Raw genomic sequence first — 18,031 nt, 5'->3', positions numbered from 1 at the left:
GCGGCGATCGGGCGCCGCCCGGGCGGCCGACGCCCGACCCTTCGGGGTCGCCGTCGATCCTCAGCGCGTCGGCGCGGGGGTCAGCAGGCGCTCGCGCAGGCGGGCGGTGGTGGCCGGGGTGATGCCGACGGGGCCGGTGAGGTAGGCGGCGGCGGAGCCGTGGCGGGCCTTGAGGTCGGCCAGGACGAGGGCCATGACGGTGGCCGGGGCCCGCCCGTAGGAGGGCCAGCGCAGGGTGCGGCCGGGGTGGGCGGCCCGCCAGTCCGCGACGAGGCGCTCGGTGGCCAGCTCGGTGAGCGCGAAGTCGGCGAGGATCTCCTCCTCGGGGACGTCCAGGAGGGTCAGCACCAGCGCGGCGACGAGCCCGGTGCGGTCCTTGCCCGAGGCGCAGTGGAACACGGTGGGGCCGGGGGCGTCGGCGATGAGCTCGATGACCTCCCGGATCTCGACGACCCCGTCCTCGGCCACCTCGGCGAACCGGTCGGCGAGGTGGCGCCAGGGGTCCGTGTCCGGGTCGATCTCGGCCTGGTCGTAGGGCCGGTGCTCGATGCTGTGGTTGGCGTACGTGAACAGGTGCGCCTGCGGCACCCGGCCGCGGCGCTCGATCTCCCAGGGGTAGCGCAGGTCGATGACGGTCCGCACGCCCAGCCCGAGGAACCGCTCCCAGTCGTCGCCTTCGAGCTTCGCGAGGTTGTCGGACCGGTACAGCACCCCCCGGACGACGGTACGGCCGTCGACCGAGCGATAGCCGCCCAGGTCACGGAAGTTGTGCAGGCGGTCGAAGGCGACGTGGCGGGACGGCGCGGTGTCGTGCGGACGGGACAACCGGGGCTCCTGGGTGTGGTGCGGTACCGCCGCGCCGGGTCTTCGGCGCCGGCCGGTGGCGCTCGGGCGGTTTCGGCAGTGCTTCGGTGCCGCCCAGGATGCCGGCCGGCTCCGCCGGGCCGCCGGTCGGGGCGGCGTCCGGGTCAGCGGTAGTAGCGCCGGCAGGCCCGCAGCATGCCCTCGGCGGACAGGGTGAACACGTCGACGAACTCGCTCTGTTGGGGGGACAGGCAGCCCATCACGACCACGCAGTCCCCGTCGGCGACGATCCGGTCGATGTGGTGGCGGACCCCGTCGGGGCGCGGACACTCCAGGTCGGTACCGAGGGTGCCGGCGTGCAGGAGCGAGCCGTAGCCGTCGAGGTCGCCCGCGTCCAAGTAGTCGTAGGCGAGCCGCACGTGGTCGACCCCGGAGTCGGTGATGACGCGGCTGGGCGGCACCCGCCCGGCGTGCCGACTGGTCATGGGCAGTCCTTTCGTACGGCCGCACCCCCTCCGGGTGCCGACGGCTCCACGTTCCTCCAGGTCCGCAACTCGGGGCTATCCCTTGCCTATCACGCTTCATCACCACGCAATCTCCACACCATGGACAACCGCAGAGGTGTTCGGAGAGACTGACCCCGCGCTCCACCCGTTCACTGGCGTGCCTCCAGCTGGGAGTCTCATGACCGTTTCGCCCGGCGGGGTTCCGCACACCCCGGACACGGTGGTGTTCCGCATCCTCGGACCGTTACAGGTGACCGGCCTCGGCGGGCCGGTCAGAATTCCCCCGGGGCGGCAGGAGGTCATTCTGGCCGCCCTGCTGCTTGAGGCGAACCGGGTCGTCAGCACCGACTACCTGGTCGATCTGATCTGGGACGACGAGCCGCCGGACACCGCGCGGACGCAGGTGCAGATCTGCGTGTCTCGGCTGCGCAAGCTCTTCTCCGCGGCGCGGATCGCCGCCGCCATCACGACCCGGCCTCCGGGCTACGCCCTCAAGACGGAGGGTGAGCTCGTCGACGCGGCGATCTTCGCCCGTCGGGTCGCGGAGGCGCGGGCCCTCGGCAAGCGGGGAGAGCCGGCCGGGGCCGTGGAGCTGCTGCTCGCGGCGGCCGACCTGTGGCAGGGCGACTGCCTGAGCGGGGTGTCGAGCGAGACGCTGCGCAGCAAGGCCCTCCAGTTGGACGAGGAGCGGCTGACGGCCGCCGAGACCCGGATCGACCTCGAACTCGACCTGGGCCGCCACCACCAACTCGTCGGTGAGATCCAACTGTTGGTGCGGGTCCACCCGCTGCGGGAGCGGCTGCGCGGGCAGCTGATGCTGGCCCTGTACCGCTCGGGCCGGCAGGCGGAGGCGCTGGAGAGCTACCGCGTCGGGCGCGAGCTCCTCGTGGAGGAACTCGGCCTGGAGCCCGGCGGCGAACTGCGGCAGCTGGAGCGGGCCATCCTCTCGGGCGCCGTCCCGCCGGCCGCCTTCCCGGGGACGCTCCCGGGGAGGGCCGCGGGCCCGGACGGCCCCGCCGGTGCCGAGGACGCCGGTGGGGCGTCGGGCGGGCCGGTGGGCGCGCGCCCGTCGGGCGGATCGGGGAACCGTGGCGGGACGGACGGGTCGGCGGCACCGGGCTTCCCGGACCGTCCGGCGGCACCGGCCCCGGGCGGTGACGGCCCGCGGCGGCCGGGCGGCGGGGCCCCGGCGGGCGTACGACCGGGCGCGGGCGCGCCCGGTGACGGGGCCTCCCGGCTCCCGGCCCTGCCCGGCCGCGGCGGCGGTGGGGCCGACGCCCTCGGCGGCGCGCTGGTCGGCGCGCTCCTCGCGGGTCCCGCGGACCCCCTCGACGGCGGCCGGACCCCGGCGGACGGTACGCCGGTGCCGGCCCGACCGGGTGGCCCCGCCGGAGCGGTCGGCGACGGCCACCGGGAGGGCGGGATCCTCTCCGGCGGCGCGGCCGTGCCCGGTACGGACACCGGGTGGCGGGCCTCCGGCGGCTCGGGAGCGGGGCCGGGCGCCAGGGGCGCGGGTGGTGCGGCGGCGGGGACGGCCGCCGCCTCCCGGGACGTTTCCGCCGGTCAGGGCGGGTTCACGGGCGGCGGCGGAGCGGGGCTCGGTACCGCCGCCCTGTTCCTGGACACCGGTGCGGGCCCGGCCGGGGCGGGCGGGGCGCCCGCCGACGGTCGGACGGGCGACGGATTCGGCCCGGACGGGGGGACGGGCGCGGCCCGAGCGGTGGCCGGCGCCCCGACCGGGACCTGGGGGGTCCCGGGTGGCGCTCCCGGTGGCGGCGCGGAGAGACCCGGCGGGGCGTACGGCGGCCCCGCACAGGCGGGTCCGTACCGTGAGGAGACGCCCCGTCAACTCCCGGCGGACACATCCGACTTCGTCGGGGACGAGGATCAGATCCGGCACATCGAGGGGGCCCTGCTCGGGGACGGCACCCGGCGGGCCGTCGGACTCGCCGTGATCGTCGGCAAACCGGGCACCGGCAAGTCGACCCTGGCCACCCACATCGCGCACCGGCTCGGCGACGCCGCCTTCCCCGGCGGCCAGTTGTACTGCGACCTGCGCGGCACCGGCACCCCGGCGACCTCCGCCGAGGTCCTGGGCCGGTTCCTGCGCGCGCTCGGGATCCCGGGGCCGGTGATCCCCGAATCCCAGGACGAGCGCGCCGAGATGTACCGGACGCTGCTCGCCTCCCGACGGGTCCTGGTGGTGCTCGACGACGCCGGGTCGGAGAGTCAGATCCGCCCGCTGCTGCCGGGGAGCAACAGCTGCGCCGTACTGGTGACCAGTCGGGTCCGGCTCACGGGGCTGCCCGGGGCGCACCGGGTGGAGCTCGACGTGATGGACACCGGCCGCGCCGTGGAGCTCCTGGTCCGGGTGATCGGGGCGGAGCGGGTCGCCCGCGAGGGCGTCGCCGTCGAGGCGTTGATCCGCACGGTGGGCGGGCTGCCGCTCGCGCTGCGGATCGTCGCGGCCCGCCTGGCGGCGCGCCCGCACTGGACGATCGCGTCGATGGTGCACCGCCTGGCGAACGAACGGCACCGTCTCGACGAGCTCACCCACGGCGAGATGACGATGCGGGCGAGCCTCTCGCTCACCCACGACGGGCTCGCCTCGGAGGACCGCCGTCTGTTTCGGCTGCTGAGCCTCGCGAAGGGCCCGACACTGCCGGGCTGGCTGGCGGGGCCGCTGCTGGACGATCCGCGGCCCTTCGCCTCCGATCTGCTGGAGCCGCTGGTCGACGTGCAGATGCTGGACGTCGTCGGCATGGAGTCCACGGGCGGGTTCCGCTACCGGTTCCACGAGATCATCCGGGTCTTCGCCCGGGAACAGCTCGCCGCGCACCACGAACCGGCCGACCAGCGGGCGGCGACGGCGCGGATGCTCGGCGGCTGGATGTCCCTGGCCGAGCAGGCCCACCGGCGGATCTACGGCGGGGACTTCACCGTCCTGCACGGCGGCGCGGCGCGCTGGGAACCGCCGCAGGGCTGCGTGGAGGAACTGCTCGTCGATCCGCTGGAGTGGCTCGACAGCGAGCACGCCAACCTGGTGCAGGCGGTGGAGCACGCCGCCGGGGAGGGGATGGACGAGCTGTGCTGGGACCTGGCGACGACACTGGCCACCCTGTTCGAGGGGCGCGGCTACTTCGACGACTGGGAACGCACGCACCAACTCGCCCTGCGATGCGTACGGTCGACCGGGAACCTCCGGGGTACGGCGGCGCTGCTCAGCTCGCTCGGGGTGCTCCACCTCGGGCGCAGTCAGGCCGGGGAGTCCCGGGCCGCCCTGACGGAGGCGCTCGGGCTGTTCGAGGAGTTGGGCGACCGACAGGGGCTGGCACTGTGCCACCGCGACCTGGCGCTGCTGGAGCGCATGCGGGGGAACGAGGACCACGCGCTGACCCTGTACGACCGGGCGTTGCGGGATTTCGACCGGGCCGGTGACGTGGTGGGCCGGGCCATCGTCCTCACGCAGAGCGCGCACATCTGGATGCGGCGCGGGCAGACGTCGGCAGCCCAGAGTCGTCTCGACGAGGCGCTCGGCATCTACCGCTCGGTGGGGTACACGGGTGGTCAGGCGCGGACCCTGCGGCGGGCGGGGCAACTGCTCCAGGGGCAGGGCGAGCACGAGCGGGCGGTGATGACCTTCACCGAGGTGCTGGAACTGTGCCGGGACAGCGGGGACGTCATCGGCGAGGGGCACCTGCTGCGGGACCTGGGGCACGCGCACGCCGAGATGGGCCGGTGCGAGGCGGCGCGCGGGTTCTACGCGCAGGCGCTCTCGGTGCGGGAGCAGATCATGGACCAGGGCGGCGCCGCGCTGGTGCGGCTGGACCTGGCCCGGTTGCTCGCCGCGAGCGGTGGCGCCGGGGAGCGGTCGCGGTCCCGGGAGCTGCTGGAGAGTGCCGTACGGGCGTTCCGCGACCGGCGGATGGAGCCCGAACTGGCGGAGGCGGAGCGGATGCTGGGCGTGGCGCCGGGGGCGGGTCCGGCCGCGGTGGCGGGTGTGGCCCCGGCGGTGGGTGTGGCCCCGGCGGTGGGTGGAGCCGTGGTGGTGGCCGCTCCCTGAGCGGTGGGCGCCGCTCCCGGGGTGCTGTCCGGAACGCTCCCCGCGGTATCGGGGGCCGCCGTGGCCGGGATGCGCGCGGCCGGCGGGTTCCGCGGCCGGGGTCCGACCGTGCGCCGGGTCCCGCGGCGTGCGGGGCCTGCTCGCCCCGATGTCCTCGTGCGGGGGCACCGGGCGGGTCGGGCGGTCAGTCCCACGGGTTGGTGTTGGTGGAGGCGCCGGCGGCCGGGGTGGCCTGCGGGCCGGCGCCGAGGGTGGTGGCGACGCCGTCGGCGTGGGCGGCCTGGGTGCCGAGGACGGCCACCCCGGCGAGGGCGACGGTGACGAAAGCGGCGCGGAGGGTGCGGGAGACGGTCATGTCGGGTCCTTTCGTCGGTGCGCTCCGGGGGCTTCCGGGGCGCTTCCTTCTTTCTGGACACCAACGTAGGAACAGCCGGAATCCCCGGACCGGCCGTGCTCCTATCCCCGCGCTATCACGGACCGCTCGCGTTCGCCCGGAGTGGTGATAGGGCCGGCGGGGCGGGCGCTGTTCGTCGGGTGATGCCGACGGGATAGCGCCCTGCTGAGGATGAGGAACAGGAACCGGGCCGTCACCCCTGGCCCCGCCGTTCTCCCTCACCGTCCCCGGGAGCGCCCATGAACACGGATACGAACAAGGACACGAGCACGGACCGGCACCATGACGCCCCCACGGGTCCCGCCGCGCAGGAAACCTCCCGGGTGGGAGCCCTGATACGGGCCCACAGGCTGCGGATAGGACTCACCCAGCGGGAGTTGGCCGACCTGTCGACCATCAGCGTGCGGGCCATCCGCGACCTGGAGCAGGGCAAGGCCAGACGGCCCCGGCCCGACACCGTGCGACTGATGGCCGACGCCTTACGGCTGGGTCAGCGGGCGCGGGCCGCGCTGGAGGCCGCCGCCCAACAGGGCCGTGGCGGCGGGGCGTGCTGGGCGCAGCCCCCGGCGCCGCCGACCGCGCTGCACTCGATGCTCGGACGGGAGGCCGAAACCACCTTGCTGGTGCGGGAGTTGACCTCGGGCTCCGAGCGTTTGACGCATCTGGTGGGGCTCGGCGGGGTGGGCAAGACGCGCGTGGCGCTGGAGGTCGCCGAACGGGTGCACGGGGCCGGCATGCCGGTGCTCTGGTACGGGTTCCCGGGCGCGTCCGCCGACTATCTGGCCCATGGTGAGGGCGAGTTGTCGGACCGGGTGGCGGGGGCCGTGGCGGAGTTGTGCGCCACGGCGTCGGACGCCCCGCTCGTCGAGGGCCCGCAGGGACCGGTCCTGCCGGGGATCGGCGCGGCCGGTTTCGGAGTGGCGGCGCTCGCCGAACTGGTCGGCGATCAGCGAGTGTTGCTCGTCCTCGACGGGGCACCGGCCACGGGTCCGAGGTGCGACCGGCTGACCGGGCTGCTGCGGGCCTGCCCGGGGCTGCGGCTGCTGGTCACCTCGGAGCAGCCGTGGGAGGTGCCCGGTGAGCGGATCTTCCTGCTGGCGCCGCTGGAGGTACCGGCGGAGGGTGCGGTGGATGCCGGGTCCCCCGCGGTGCGGGTGTTCCTGGACCAGGTACGGCGGGTGCGGCCGGAGTTCACTCCCGGGCCCGTCGACATGGAGCAGGTGGCCTGGTTGTGCCGGCGTCTCGACGGGCACCCGGGGGCCCTGGCCTCCGCGGCTTCCTGGCTGGTGGTGTGTGATCTGACGACCCTGTGCCACGGCCTGGACGCCGATCCGGTGGCGCTCCTCGACCACCTCGGCGGGGGCGCGGGCGCGGACCGCTTCCGGGTGGCCCTGCGGAACCGGTGGGACCGGCTGTCGGTCGGGGCCCGGGAGCTGCTCGACGCCCTCTGCGCGCAGGGTCCGGACGTCGGGCCGGGTCGTGACGGGGCCACCGAGTTCGACCTGACCGGTATCACCGCTCTGACCGGCCGCGGTCTGCCCGAGTCGGGCCGGATGCTGCGGGAGCTGCTGATCGCGGGCGCCGTACGGGCCGCGCACGAGAGCGGCGGTTCCCGGTTCAGGGTGCTGGGCCTGGTACGGGCCTCGGTGCGCTCCGGTTCCCGGATGGCGGCGGTCGCACCCTGAGCCCGGTCCGGCGGCCCGCTCCCGGATGTCCGGGGGCGGCGGCCGACCGCCGTGAGCACCGGCGGCCAGGTGCCACCGGTGCGGAGCACCGCGCCGGACCCCGCAGCCGGCCGATCGGCCCGTCACCGCCCGGGACGGCCCGCCGCGGTGCCCACCGCCGGACCGTCCTGCCGCTCAACTGCTGCCGGAGTGCCGGAGCAACTGCCGCCCCCGGCGTCGACCGCCGGTTGGATGAAGTAGGGCCGGAGCACCGCCACGGGCGACCGGCCTCCCGCACCACCCACCACCCCTCGCGAGGAGCATCCGCATGTCCCCCACCGCGTCCGAACGCAGCAGCGCGCACGGGCCGGCCGCTGTGCGGCTGCCCCTGTCGGCGGCGCAGCGCGACATCTGGATGGCCCACGGGCTCGACGCCTCGGGCTGCCGCTACAACATCGGCGAGTACCGGGAGCTGGTCGGTCCGCTCGACGCGGAGCTGCTGGCCCGCGCCTGGCGGCAGCTGGCCCGCGAGGCGGACGTCCTGCGCATCAGGGGCACCGGTTCCGACGAGGACGGCGGGCTGTGGCAGTCCCTGCACCCCGAAGAGCACGATCGTCGGCTGGAGTTCCTCGACTTCGGCGGCGTCGCGGATCCCGTGGGGGCGGCCGGGTCCTGGATGACCGAGGAGCTGGCCCGGCCCTTCGACCTGGCGGGCGACTGGCTGACCCGGCACGCCCTGCTCAAGGCGGGGACGACCGGGGCCGGTGAGGACCGGTGGTTCTATTTCCACGCCTTCCACCACCTGGTGGTCGACGGCATGGGTGTGGCGCTGCTGGACCGGCGGCTGGTCGAGCTCTACGAGCGGGGCGCCGCGGGCGAGCCCTGGGGGCCGAGCCCCTTCGGGACGCTGGCGGACGTACTGGAGGAGGACGCCGCCCACCGCGCCTCGCCGGAGGCCGCCGCGGACCGCGCCCACTGGGCGGGGCACCTCGCGGAGCTGCCGCAGACCCCGCGCCTCGGGGAGGGCCGCTCCGGCCGTACGGCGCCGGGCGCGCTGCCCTTCGTACGGCGGACCGTGCTGCTGTCGCCGGACCGGGCGGAGCGGCTGCGACAGGTGGCACGGGCGCACCGGGCGCCGTGGACGATGCTGGTGATCGCGCTGGTCGGGGCGTACGTGCACCGGGTCTCGGGGAGCCCCGAGCCGGTGCTGGGGCTCCCGGTGACCGGCCGGCGAACCGATCTGGCGCGGCGCACGCCGGCCATGCTGTCGAACGTCATCCCGCTGCGGGTGCCCGTACGGGCGGACGGGACACCGGGCGAGCTTCTGGCGACGGTGGTCACCGAGGCGCGGCAGGGGCTGGCGCGGCAGCGCACCCGGTACGAGGACATGTGCCGCGACCTGGGGTTGGGCGAGACGGACCGGCGGATCACCGCGCCGCTGGTGAACATCATGGCGTTCACCCCGGGGATGCGGTTCTGCGGCCTGCCGACGACGCAGCACAACCTGAGCAACGGCCCGGTCGAGGACCTGGCGGTGGGGGTGTACGACCTCGGGCCGGAGGGCGGCCTGCGGATCGACTTCGACGCGGCGCCCGAGGTGTGCGACCTGGAGGCGGTGGCGGGGCACCAGGACCGGTTCCTGCGTTTCGTGGAGTCGGTGCTCGCCGAGCCCGACCGGCCCCTGGCCGAGGTCGAGTTGTTGGGCGCGGTGGAGCGACGGCGGGTGCTGGAGGAGTGGACGGGGATCCGGGTGGAGACCGGCGAGGCCACCCTGACGGACCGCTTCGAGGAGCAGGCCCGGTTGCGGCCGACCGCCCGCGCGGTCGTCTTCGGCGGCCAGGAACTCTCCTACCGGGACCTCAACACCCGCGCCAACCAACTCGCCCACCACCTGATCGCCCGAGGACTCGGACGCGGCGACCTCGCCGGCATCCTCCTCGACCGCGGCACCGACCTCGCCGTCGCCCTCCTCGCCGTCACCAAAACCGGAGCAGGCTACGCACTCCTCGACCCCGAATTCCCCGACGAACGCCTCACCCGCACCGCCCACGACGCCCACCTGCACCACCTCATCACCCACACCGACCACCACCACCGACTCACCGGCCCCTGGCAGCCGGTACGGGTGGACACGGACGACGCGGCGATCTCGGCGGCGGGGGTGGGCAATCCCGGGGTGGAGCTGTCGTGGGACGACGTGGCGTGCGTGATGTTCACGTCCGGGTCGACGGGCCGCCCCAAGGGCATCCTGTCCTCGCACCGCAACCTGGTTTCCACCCTCACCGCACAGACCTACGCGAGCTTCGGCCCCGACGAGACCTTCCTGCAATGCTCCCCCGTCTCCTGGGACGCCTTCAGCCTCGAATTCTGGGGAGCCCTCCTCCACGGCGGAACCACCGTCCTCCAACCCGGACAACGCCCCGAACCGGCGGTGCTGTCGAAGTTGGCCCAGGAGTACGGGGTGACGATGCTCCAGTTGTCCTCCAGCCTGTTCAACTACCTCACCGACGAGCACCCGGAGACCTTCACCACCACCCGGATCGTCTACACCGGCGGCGAACCCGCCTCCCCCGCCCACGTCCACCGCCTCCACCAACTCCACCCCCACCTCACCATCACCAACGGCTACGGCCCCGCCGAGTCCATGGGCTTCACCACCACCCACACCGTCGAACCCACCCCCGACGTCCAGGGCCCCCTCCCCATCGGCCGCCCCCTCACCAACAAACACGCCTACGTGCTGGACGCGAGGCTACGGCCCTCCCCTCCCGGGACCACCGGTGAGCTCTACCTCTCCGGCGACGGCATCGCCCACGGCTACCTCGCCCAACCCACCACCACCGCAACCCACTTCGTCCCCAACCCCTACGGACCCCCCGGCAGCCGCCTCTACCGCACCGGCGACCAGGCCCACTGGGACACCCACGGCAACCTCCACTACACCGGCCGCACCGACACCCAGATCAAGATCCGCGGCTTCCGCATCGAACCCACCGAAATCGAAACCACCCTCACCACCCACCCCCACATCACCCAAGCCACCCTGGTCCACTCCGACGGGCAGCTGACCGCCTACGTGACGGCTGTTCCGGGGAGCCCGGCGCCGGCGCCGGCGCCGGAGGGGTTGCGCGCCTGGCTGCGGGAGCGGCTGCCCGAGCACATGGTTCCCGCCCGGTTCGTCCTGCTGGACCGGCTGCCGCTGACCCGCAACGGGAAGATCGACAAGGCCGCGCTGCCGGATGTCGCGCCCGTCCCGACCGAAGGGGGCCGCGCGCCGAGGAACGGGACCGAGGAACTGGTACGGGGCCTCGTCGGCGAGGTGCTGGGGATCCGTGCCCCCCTGTCCATGGACGACGACTTCTTCGAGCTCGGCGGCCACTCGCTGCTCGCCGCCCGCCTCACCCACCGCCTCGGCAGCACCCTCGGCGTCACCCTCACCCTCCGCGACGTCTTCCAGCACCCCACCCCCGCCGCCCTGACGCGGCGCATCGAGGCCGTCTCGTCCCGACCCGCCCTGCCCCCGCTCGCCGCCCACGGCCCGCGCCCCGAGCGGCTCCCGCTGTCCTTCGCCCAGCAGCGGCTGTGGCTCATCGACGGGGCGGCGGGCCACGAGGGGAGGAGCGCGGCCTACAACGTCCCGATGGCGGTCCGGTTGGAGGGCGAGCCGGACGTCGCCGCGCTACGGGCCGCCTTCGAGGACCTCGCGGCCCGGCACGAGCCGTTGCGCACCCGTTTCGCCACGGCGGACGGGGACCCGTACCAGATCGTCGATCCGGACCCACGCCACTCCTTCGTGACGCGCGCCGTCCCCGCCGACTCGCTCGACTCCGAGCTCCTGGCAGCCGCACGGCACCCCTTCGACCTGGCCACCGAACATCCCTTGCGGGTGACCCTGTTGAACAGCGGACCGGGTCGGTACACCCTGCTGGTCCTGCTGCACCACATCGCCACCGACGGCCGTTCCCTGCTCCCCCTGTTCGCGGACCTGTCCTCGGCCTACGCCGCTCGCCTGGCCGGTCGGGCGCCCGACCGGGAGCCGCTGCCGGCCGGGTACGCCGACTTCGCGCTCTGGCAGCGCACGGCACTGACGGGCCCGGAGGGCCGGGCGGCGTTGGACGCCCAGATCGCCCACTGGCGGACGGCGCTGGCGGGGCTCCCCGAGGAGTTGGGGCTGCTCCACGACCGGCCGCGTCCGCCGGTGGCCGGACAGAGCGGCGGGGTCGTACGGGTCGATTTCGGCGCCGAGGCGTACCGAGGGGTCGTGGAGCTGGCGCGGGCCGAGCGGTGCACGCCGTTCATGGTGGTGCAGGCCGCGCTCGCCGCGACGCTGACCCGGCTCGGGGCGGGTACGGACGTACCGCTCGGCGCTCCGGTCGCGGGCCGGCCGCAGGAGTCCCTGGATCCGCTGGTCGGGTTCTTCGTCAACACCCTGGTGCTACGGACCGACACCTCCGGGAACCCGGCCTTCCGTGAGCTGCTGGCTCGGGTGCGCGCCGCGGACCTGGACGCGTTCGCCCATCAGGAGGCGCCGTTCGACCTGGTCCTGGAGGCGGTGAACCCGGCGCGCTCGGCCGCCAGGCATCCGCTGTTCCAGGTGTGCCTGGCCGTGGAGTCGGGTCCCCGACCCGCGCCGGTGTTCCCCGGCCTGCGCGCCGGTGCGGCCGAGCCGCTGGCGACGGGGGCGGTCAAGTTCGACCTGGAGTTCCTGCTGCACGCCGAGGAGGAGTCGGGGCTGACGGGTGCGGTGCTCTACAGCGCCGACCTGTACGAGCACGCCACGGTGGAGCGGATGGCGGGCATGCTGCGGCGCACGCTGGAACAGGTGGTCCGGGAGCCGCGGGTACGGCTCTCGGAGCTGGAGTTGCTGGGTGAGGCGGAGCGGCGGCGGGTGCTGGAGGAGTGGAGCGGGGTCCGCGGCGCCTCCGCGGAGACCGGGAGGCCGGGCACTCTGACGGACCGTTTCGAGGAGCAGGCCCGGTTGCGGCCGACCGCCCGCGCGGTCGTCTTCGGCGGCCAGGAACTCTCCTACCGGGACCTCAACACCCGCGCCAACCAACTCGCCCACCACCTGATCGCCCGAGGACTCGGACGCGGCGACCTCGCCGGCATCCTCCTCGACCGCGGCACCGACCTCGCCGTCGCCCTCCTCGCCGTCACCAAAACCGGAGCCGGCTACGCACTCCTCGACCCCGAATTCCCCGACGAACGCCTCACCCGCACCGCCCACGACGCCCACCTGCACCACCTCATCACCCACACCGACCACCACCACCGACTCACCGGCCCCTGGGAGGTGGTGCGGACGGACGCCGAGGCGGATCCGATCGCCGGCCGGGATCCGGCTGATCCGGGGGTCGCGACGACCGCCGACGACGTGGCGTGCGTGATGTTCACGTCCGGGTCGACGGGCCGCCCCAAGGGCATCCTGTCCTCGCACCGCAACCTGGTCTCCACCCTCACCGCACAGACCTACGCGAGCTTCGGCCCCGACGAGACCTTCCTGCAATGCTCCCCCGTCTCCTGGGACGCCTTCAGCCTCGAATTCTGGGGAGCCCTCCTCCACGGCGGAACCACCGTCCTCCAACCCGGACAACGCCCCGAACCCGCGCTCATCGCGGCCCTCACCCAGCAGCACCGCGTCACGATGCTCCAGTTGTCGTCCAGCCTCTTCAACTACCTCACCGACGAACACCCGGAGACCTTCACCACCACCCGGATCGTCTACACCGGCGGCGAACCCGCCTCCCCCGCCCACGTCCACCGCCTCCACCAACTCCACCCCCACCTCACCATCACCAACGGCTACGGCCCCGCCGAATCCATGGGCTTCACCACCACCCACACCGTCGAACCCACCCCCGACGTCCAAGGCCCCCTCCCCATCGGCCGCCCCCTCACCAACAAACACGCCTACGTCCTCGACGCCCACCTGGGCCCCGTGCCCGCCGGCACCACCGGCGAGCTCTACCTCTCCGGCGACGGCATCGCCCACGGCTACCTCGCCCAACCCACCACCACCTCAACCCACTTCGTCCCCAACCCCTACGGACCCCCCGGCAGCCGCCTCTACCGCACCGGCGACCAGGCCCACTGGGACACCCACGGCAACCTCCACTACACCGGCCGCACCGACACCCAGATCAAGATCCGCGGCTTCCGCATCGAACCCACCGAAATCGAAACCACCCTCACCACCCACCCCCACATCACCCAAGCCACCCTCGCCACGCATCCGGACCACCACAACACCCCGCAGTTGACGGCCTACCTGGTCACCACCGAGCCCGCCCCGGCCCCGCAGGACGTCCGCCTCTGGCTGCGGACCCTGCTGCCCGACCACATGGTTCCGGCGTTCGTGGTCCTGCTGGACCGGCTGCCGCTGACGCCCAACGGCAAGATCGACCGGAGCGCCCTGCCGTCGCCCCGCGCGGAGACCACACCCGGTGGGCGGGAACCGCGCACGCCCCTGGAGGAGACCGTGCGGACCTCCTTCAGCGAGGCCCTGGGCACGCCCTCGCCGCTGTCGATCGACGACGACTTCTTCGACCACGGCGGCCACTCGCTGCTCGCCGCCCGCCTCACCCACCGTCTGGGCGCCGCGCTCGGCGTGACCCTGACCCTCCGCGACGTCTTCCAGCACCCCACCCCCGCCACGCTCTCCCAGCACATCGGGACCCGGCTGCTGACCGCGCCCCCCGCACCCCGGCGCGCCAGGCCCGCCCTGCGCCGCCGCATCACCGACCAGGAACGGAGTTCCTCATGAGCCACGACCAGCAGCCGGCCTTCCGACCGGCACCCGACGACGTCGTCTGGGACCTGCCGGGCGAAGGCCCGCAACGCACCTCACTGCTGGTGCTGCCGCACGCCGGTGGAAACGCCCACGCGTACGCGCAGTGGCGCGACCACCTCCCCCCGGACGTCCGGCTCCTGGTCGGCCAGTACCCGGGGCGCGGCGCCCGCTTCGCCGAGGACCTGCCGCGGGACATCGACGACCTGGCCGGCCCGGTGGTCGAGTCCCTGCCGGCCGGGGTCACCGACGACCTGGTGGTGCTGGGGCACAGCATGGGCTCGCTCGTCGCGTTCGAGGTCGTACGCATCCTCCAGGCGGCGGGCCGTACGCCGCGGGCCCTGGTCGTGTCGGCCTGCCGGGCACCGTTCCTCGCCAACCCGTGCGCCGTCCACCCCGAACTACTGGACGACGACGCCCTGGTGGCTGCGATCAAGGAGCGCGGGGGCACCGACGACGGCATCCTGGACGAGCCGGAACTGCGCGAGATCATCCTGCCCTCGATCCGGGCCGACTTCGCCATCGACGACGTCTACCGGTGCGAGGAGTCCGCGGCGCGCGTCGCGTGCCCGGTGACGGTGATCGGCGGGGACGTCGACCCCGTCGCGCCCGCCGCCTCCCTGGACCGGTGGGCGCGGATCACCGAGCAGGGGTTCTCCTCCCACGTGCTGCCGGGCGGCCACTTCTACTTCCAGGAGCGGCTCCCCGAGTTCTTCGCGGTGCTGGCCCCCGTGGTCGGCGGACACGCCCCGGCGACCGCCTGACCGATCCGGCGCCGGCGCCCCGCGCGACGCCGGCAACCCCGCACCACCTCCGTTCCCGCGCATCCCCGCGCACCCTTCCGCCCTTCCGCATCCCGAGGGACGTCCCATGACCACCACGCACATCGAAGCCCCCACGGCCCCCGCGGCCTCCGGCACCGGGATCAGTCCGGTCCGTGAGCCCGGCAAGCCCGTCGTCGTGCACACCCCGGCCGGCCTCGGCCTGGCCGCTTCCGTCGCCTGGCTGACCGAGCACCGCGCCGCGATCCAGGCGGAGTTGCTCCGCAGCGGCGCGGTCCTGCTGCGCGGGCTGCCCGTCGAGGACGCGGCCTCGTTCGCCGCCGCCCGGGACGCCCTGATCGAACGGCGCGCCGGCTACAAGGAGAAGGCCACCCCGCGCACCGACTTCGGCGAGGGCGTGTTCTCCTCCACCGACCTGCCCGCCGTGCAACCGATCCGACTGCACAACGAGAACAGCTACACCCTCGACTTCCCCGGTGTCCTGTTGTTCGGCTGCGTGACCGCCCCGGAGGAGGGCGGCGCCACCACCGTCGGCGACATGCGCGAGGCGCTGCGGCTGCTCCCGCCCGAGCTGGTCCGGCGGTTCGAGCGGGCCGGCTGGCTCCTCGTGCGGAACTACTCGGAACTGGCCGGGCTGCCCTGGTACAAGACCTTCGCGACCGAGGACAAGGCCGTGGCGCAGGCGTACTGCGAAGAGAACACGATCGGCTACGAGTGGACCGACGAGGGCGACTCGATGATCACCCGGCAGCGCCGGTCCGCGATCGTCACCCACCCGGTGACGGGCGAGCGGACCTGGTTCAACCACTTCGCCTTCTGGAACAGCCGCACCCTCGACCCCGACGTCCGAGAGGTGCTGCTGGACACCTACGGGGAGGACGGACTGCCGTTCAACACCTACCTGGGTGACGGCTCCCGACTCACCGATGCCGAGGTCGACGCGGTCAACGCCGTCTACGACCGGGTCACCGTGCGGGAGACCTGGCAGACGGGCGACCTGATGATCGTCGACAACATCCTCTGCGCGCACGGCCGCGAGGCCTACCGCGGCGACCGGAAGATCCTCGTCGCGATGGGCGAGCCGGTCGCGCTGGCCGACTGCGCGCCCGCCACCCGGCCGTCCACCACCGTCCACACCGGGGAGTGAGCACCGTGACCGCCGTACTTCCCGAGCGTTCCCGCCTCAGCGCGGCCCCCGGATCCGTACCGGACCTGCTGGATCGGCTGGCCCAGGCACCCGCCGGCCGGACCGCCGTCGTCGCCGGCGGGGACGAGCTGACCTTCGGCGCGCTGCGCGCGCGGGCGATGCGGTTCGCCGAGCGGCTGACCGCCCGCGGCATCGGTCCCGAGAGCGTGGTCGCGCTGTGCCTGCCGCGCGGCGCGGACCTGGTGGTCGCGCTCGTCGGAACCCTGACCGCGGGGGCCGCCTATCTGCCCGTCGACCCCAAACTGCCCGCCGAGCGGCGCGGGTACCTGATCGAGGACGCGGGCGTCGACCTGGTCGTCACGGCCGGGGACGGTGCCGGTCCGGCGACCGGGGGTGCGCCGCACCTGCCGGTGGCCGACCTGTCGGCGCCGGGCCCGGACCTGCCGTACGTCCCGGTCGCCGTCGGCGCCGACACCCTGGCCTACGTCATCTACACCTCCGGCTCCACCGGCCGCCCCAAGGGCGTCGAGATCGGTCGGGCGGCCGTCTCCGCGCTGCTGGCCGAGCTGGAGGGAGCGGGCATCGCGGTGACGGACGGCGGACGGGTCGGCTGGAACGCCTCGCCGTCCTTCGACGCCTCCGTCCAGCAGTGGGTGCGGCTGTGCCGGGGCGACACCCTGGTGATGATCGACGAGGAGACCCGCGCGGACCCGGCGCTGCTGGCCCGGTTCGTCGACGAACAGGCCCTGACCGACCTGGACATCACCCCGTCGCACGCCGAGCCGCTGCTGGACCTCCTCACCACCGACGGCGGGCCGCGCCCGCTGACCCTGCTGGTCGGCGGGGAGGCCGTCAGCCCCGCGTTGTGGCGGCGCCTGGGCGCCCTGGGGGCACGCGGGATCCTGCGCACGGTGAACCTGTACGGGCCGACCGAGTGCACGGTGGACGCCACCGCGGGCTGGATCGGCCCCGACGGCGAACCGCACATCGGGCGGGTGCTGCCGGGGCTGCGGACGCGGGTCCTGGACGCGGCGCTGAACCCGGTCCCGGAGGGCGGCAGCGGCGAACTGTACCTGGCCGGCCCGCGCGTGGGCCGCGGTTACCGCGGGCGGCCCGGTCTGACGGCGGAACGGTTCCTGCCCGACCCGGCGGGCCCGACCGATGCCGACGCCGACGGCGTCACCGACGGGGCGGGCGGCGCGGGCGGTGCCCGCATGTACCGGACGGGTGACCTCGTCCGGTTGCTGCCCGGGGGGCGGCTGGCCTACCTCGGGCGCGCCGACGGCCAGGTCAAGCTGCGCGGCCACCGGATCGAGCTGCGTGAGGTCGAGACGGCGCTGGCCGCGGCCCCGGGAGTGGCCGAGGCGGTCGTCGTACTGCACCCGGAGGTGCACGGGGCGCCCGGCCTGGTGGCCTACCACCGGGGCACCGGGTCGGCCGTCGCCGACACGGAACTGCGGGCCCACCTGGAGGCCGCTCTCCCGGCCTACATGGTTCCGGCGCTGTTCGTGGCGCTGGACCGGTTCCCGACCACCGTCAACGGCAAGGTCGACCGGGCGGCGCTGCCCGCCCCCGTCACCACCGGGCCCGCCGGCGCGGCCGGGGAGGACGCGACCCCCGACGGGCTGAGCGCCTCGCAGCAGCTGATCGCGAAGGTCTGGGCCACCGTGCTCGGCGCCCCGCGCATCGGCCCCGACGACAACTTCTTCAAGCTCGGGGGCCACTCACTGCTCGCGATCAAACTGGTCTCGCGGGTCCGCGCCGAACTCGGCGTCGCCCTGCCCGTGAAGGCCGTCTACGCCAACCCGCGCCTGCGGGACCTGGCCGCCCACATCGACACGCTCGTCGCGGCCACCGCGAGCCAGGACCGTTGAGGACGCCGAG

At 74.3% G+C, this 18,031-nt stretch carries 9 protein-coding genes; 6 read left to right on the top strand and 3 right to left on the bottom strand.

Going from position 1 to position 18,031, the window contains the following annotated elements; all coding sequences use genetic code 11:
• Nucleotides 1-60 precede the first annotated feature (60 nt).
• On the bottom strand, nt 61-825 hold the full coding sequence (locus ACZ58N_RS29745) for a tyrosine-protein phosphatase (RefSeq protein ID WP_471165959.1): 765 nt from the start codon (nt 823-825) through the stop codon (nt 61-63).
• A 143-nt stretch (nt 826-968) separates the two neighbouring features.
• On the bottom strand, nt 969-1,289 hold the full coding sequence (locus ACZ58N_RS29740; RefSeq protein ID WP_389709851.1) for a nuclear transport factor 2-like protein: 321 nt from the start codon (nt 1,287-1,289) through the stop codon (nt 969-971).
• 199 nt (nt 1,290-1,488) lie between these two features.
• Between ACZ58N_RS29740 and ACZ58N_RS29735 the strand changes: the two genes are divergently transcribed.
• A complete protein-coding gene (locus ACZ58N_RS29735; protein ID WP_471165957.1) occupies nt 1,489-5,373 on the top strand; it encodes an AfsR/SARP family transcriptional regulator in 3,885 nt (1,294 codons plus the stop codon).
• 184 nt (nt 5,374-5,557) lie between these two features.
• On the opposite strand, the gene ACZ58N_RS29730 is transcribed toward ACZ58N_RS29735, so the two are convergent.
• Nucleotides 5,558-5,728, bottom strand: a complete 171-nt coding sequence (locus ACZ58N_RS29730; RefSeq protein ID WP_471165954.1) for a hypothetical protein — start codon at nt 5,726-5,728, stop codon at nt 5,558-5,560.
• A 278-nt stretch (nt 5,729-6,006) separates the two neighbouring features.
• Between ACZ58N_RS29730 and ACZ58N_RS29725 the strand changes: the two genes are divergently transcribed.
• The 5 genes from ACZ58N_RS29725 to ACZ58N_RS29705 all read left to right on the top strand — a co-directional run bounded on the left by ACZ58N_RS29725 (nt 6,007) and on the right by ACZ58N_RS29705 (nt 18,021).
• Nucleotides 6,007-7,452, top strand: a complete 1,446-nt coding sequence (locus ACZ58N_RS29725; RefSeq protein WP_471165951.1) for a helix-turn-helix domain-containing protein — start codon at nt 6,007-6,009, stop codon at nt 7,450-7,452.
• Between the two features lie 307 nt (nt 7,453-7,759).
• Nucleotides 7,760-14,194, top strand: a complete 6,435-nt coding sequence (locus ACZ58N_RS29720; protein WP_471165948.1) for an amino acid adenylation domain-containing protein — start codon at nt 7,760-7,762, stop codon at nt 14,192-14,194.
• Nucleotides 14,191-14,982, top strand: a complete 792-nt coding sequence (locus ACZ58N_RS29715) for a thioesterase II family protein (protein WP_471165946.1) — start codon at nt 14,191-14,193, stop codon at nt 14,980-14,982. Before ACZ58N_RS29720 ends, ACZ58N_RS29715 begins: the two co-directional genes overlap by 4 nt.
• 106 nt (nt 14,983-15,088) lie before the next feature.
• Complete coding sequence (locus tag ACZ58N_RS29710; protein WP_471165943.1) at nt 15,089-16,147, top strand: TauD/TfdA family dioxygenase; 1,059 nt, start codon at nt 15,089-15,091, stop codon at nt 16,145-16,147.
• A gap of 5 nt (nt 16,148-16,152) precedes the next feature.
• Complete coding sequence (locus tag ACZ58N_RS29705) at nt 16,153-18,021, top strand: non-ribosomal peptide synthetase (RefSeq protein ID WP_471165940.1); 1,869 nt, start codon at nt 16,153-16,155, stop codon at nt 18,019-18,021.
• Nucleotides 18,022-18,031: the final 10 nt, after the last annotated feature.

Source organism: Streptomyces sp. NPDC040432, from assembly GCF_055595445.1.
Note: the sequence above shows the minus strand (reverse complement) of the source record. Positions and strands in the feature narration are given on the sequence as shown.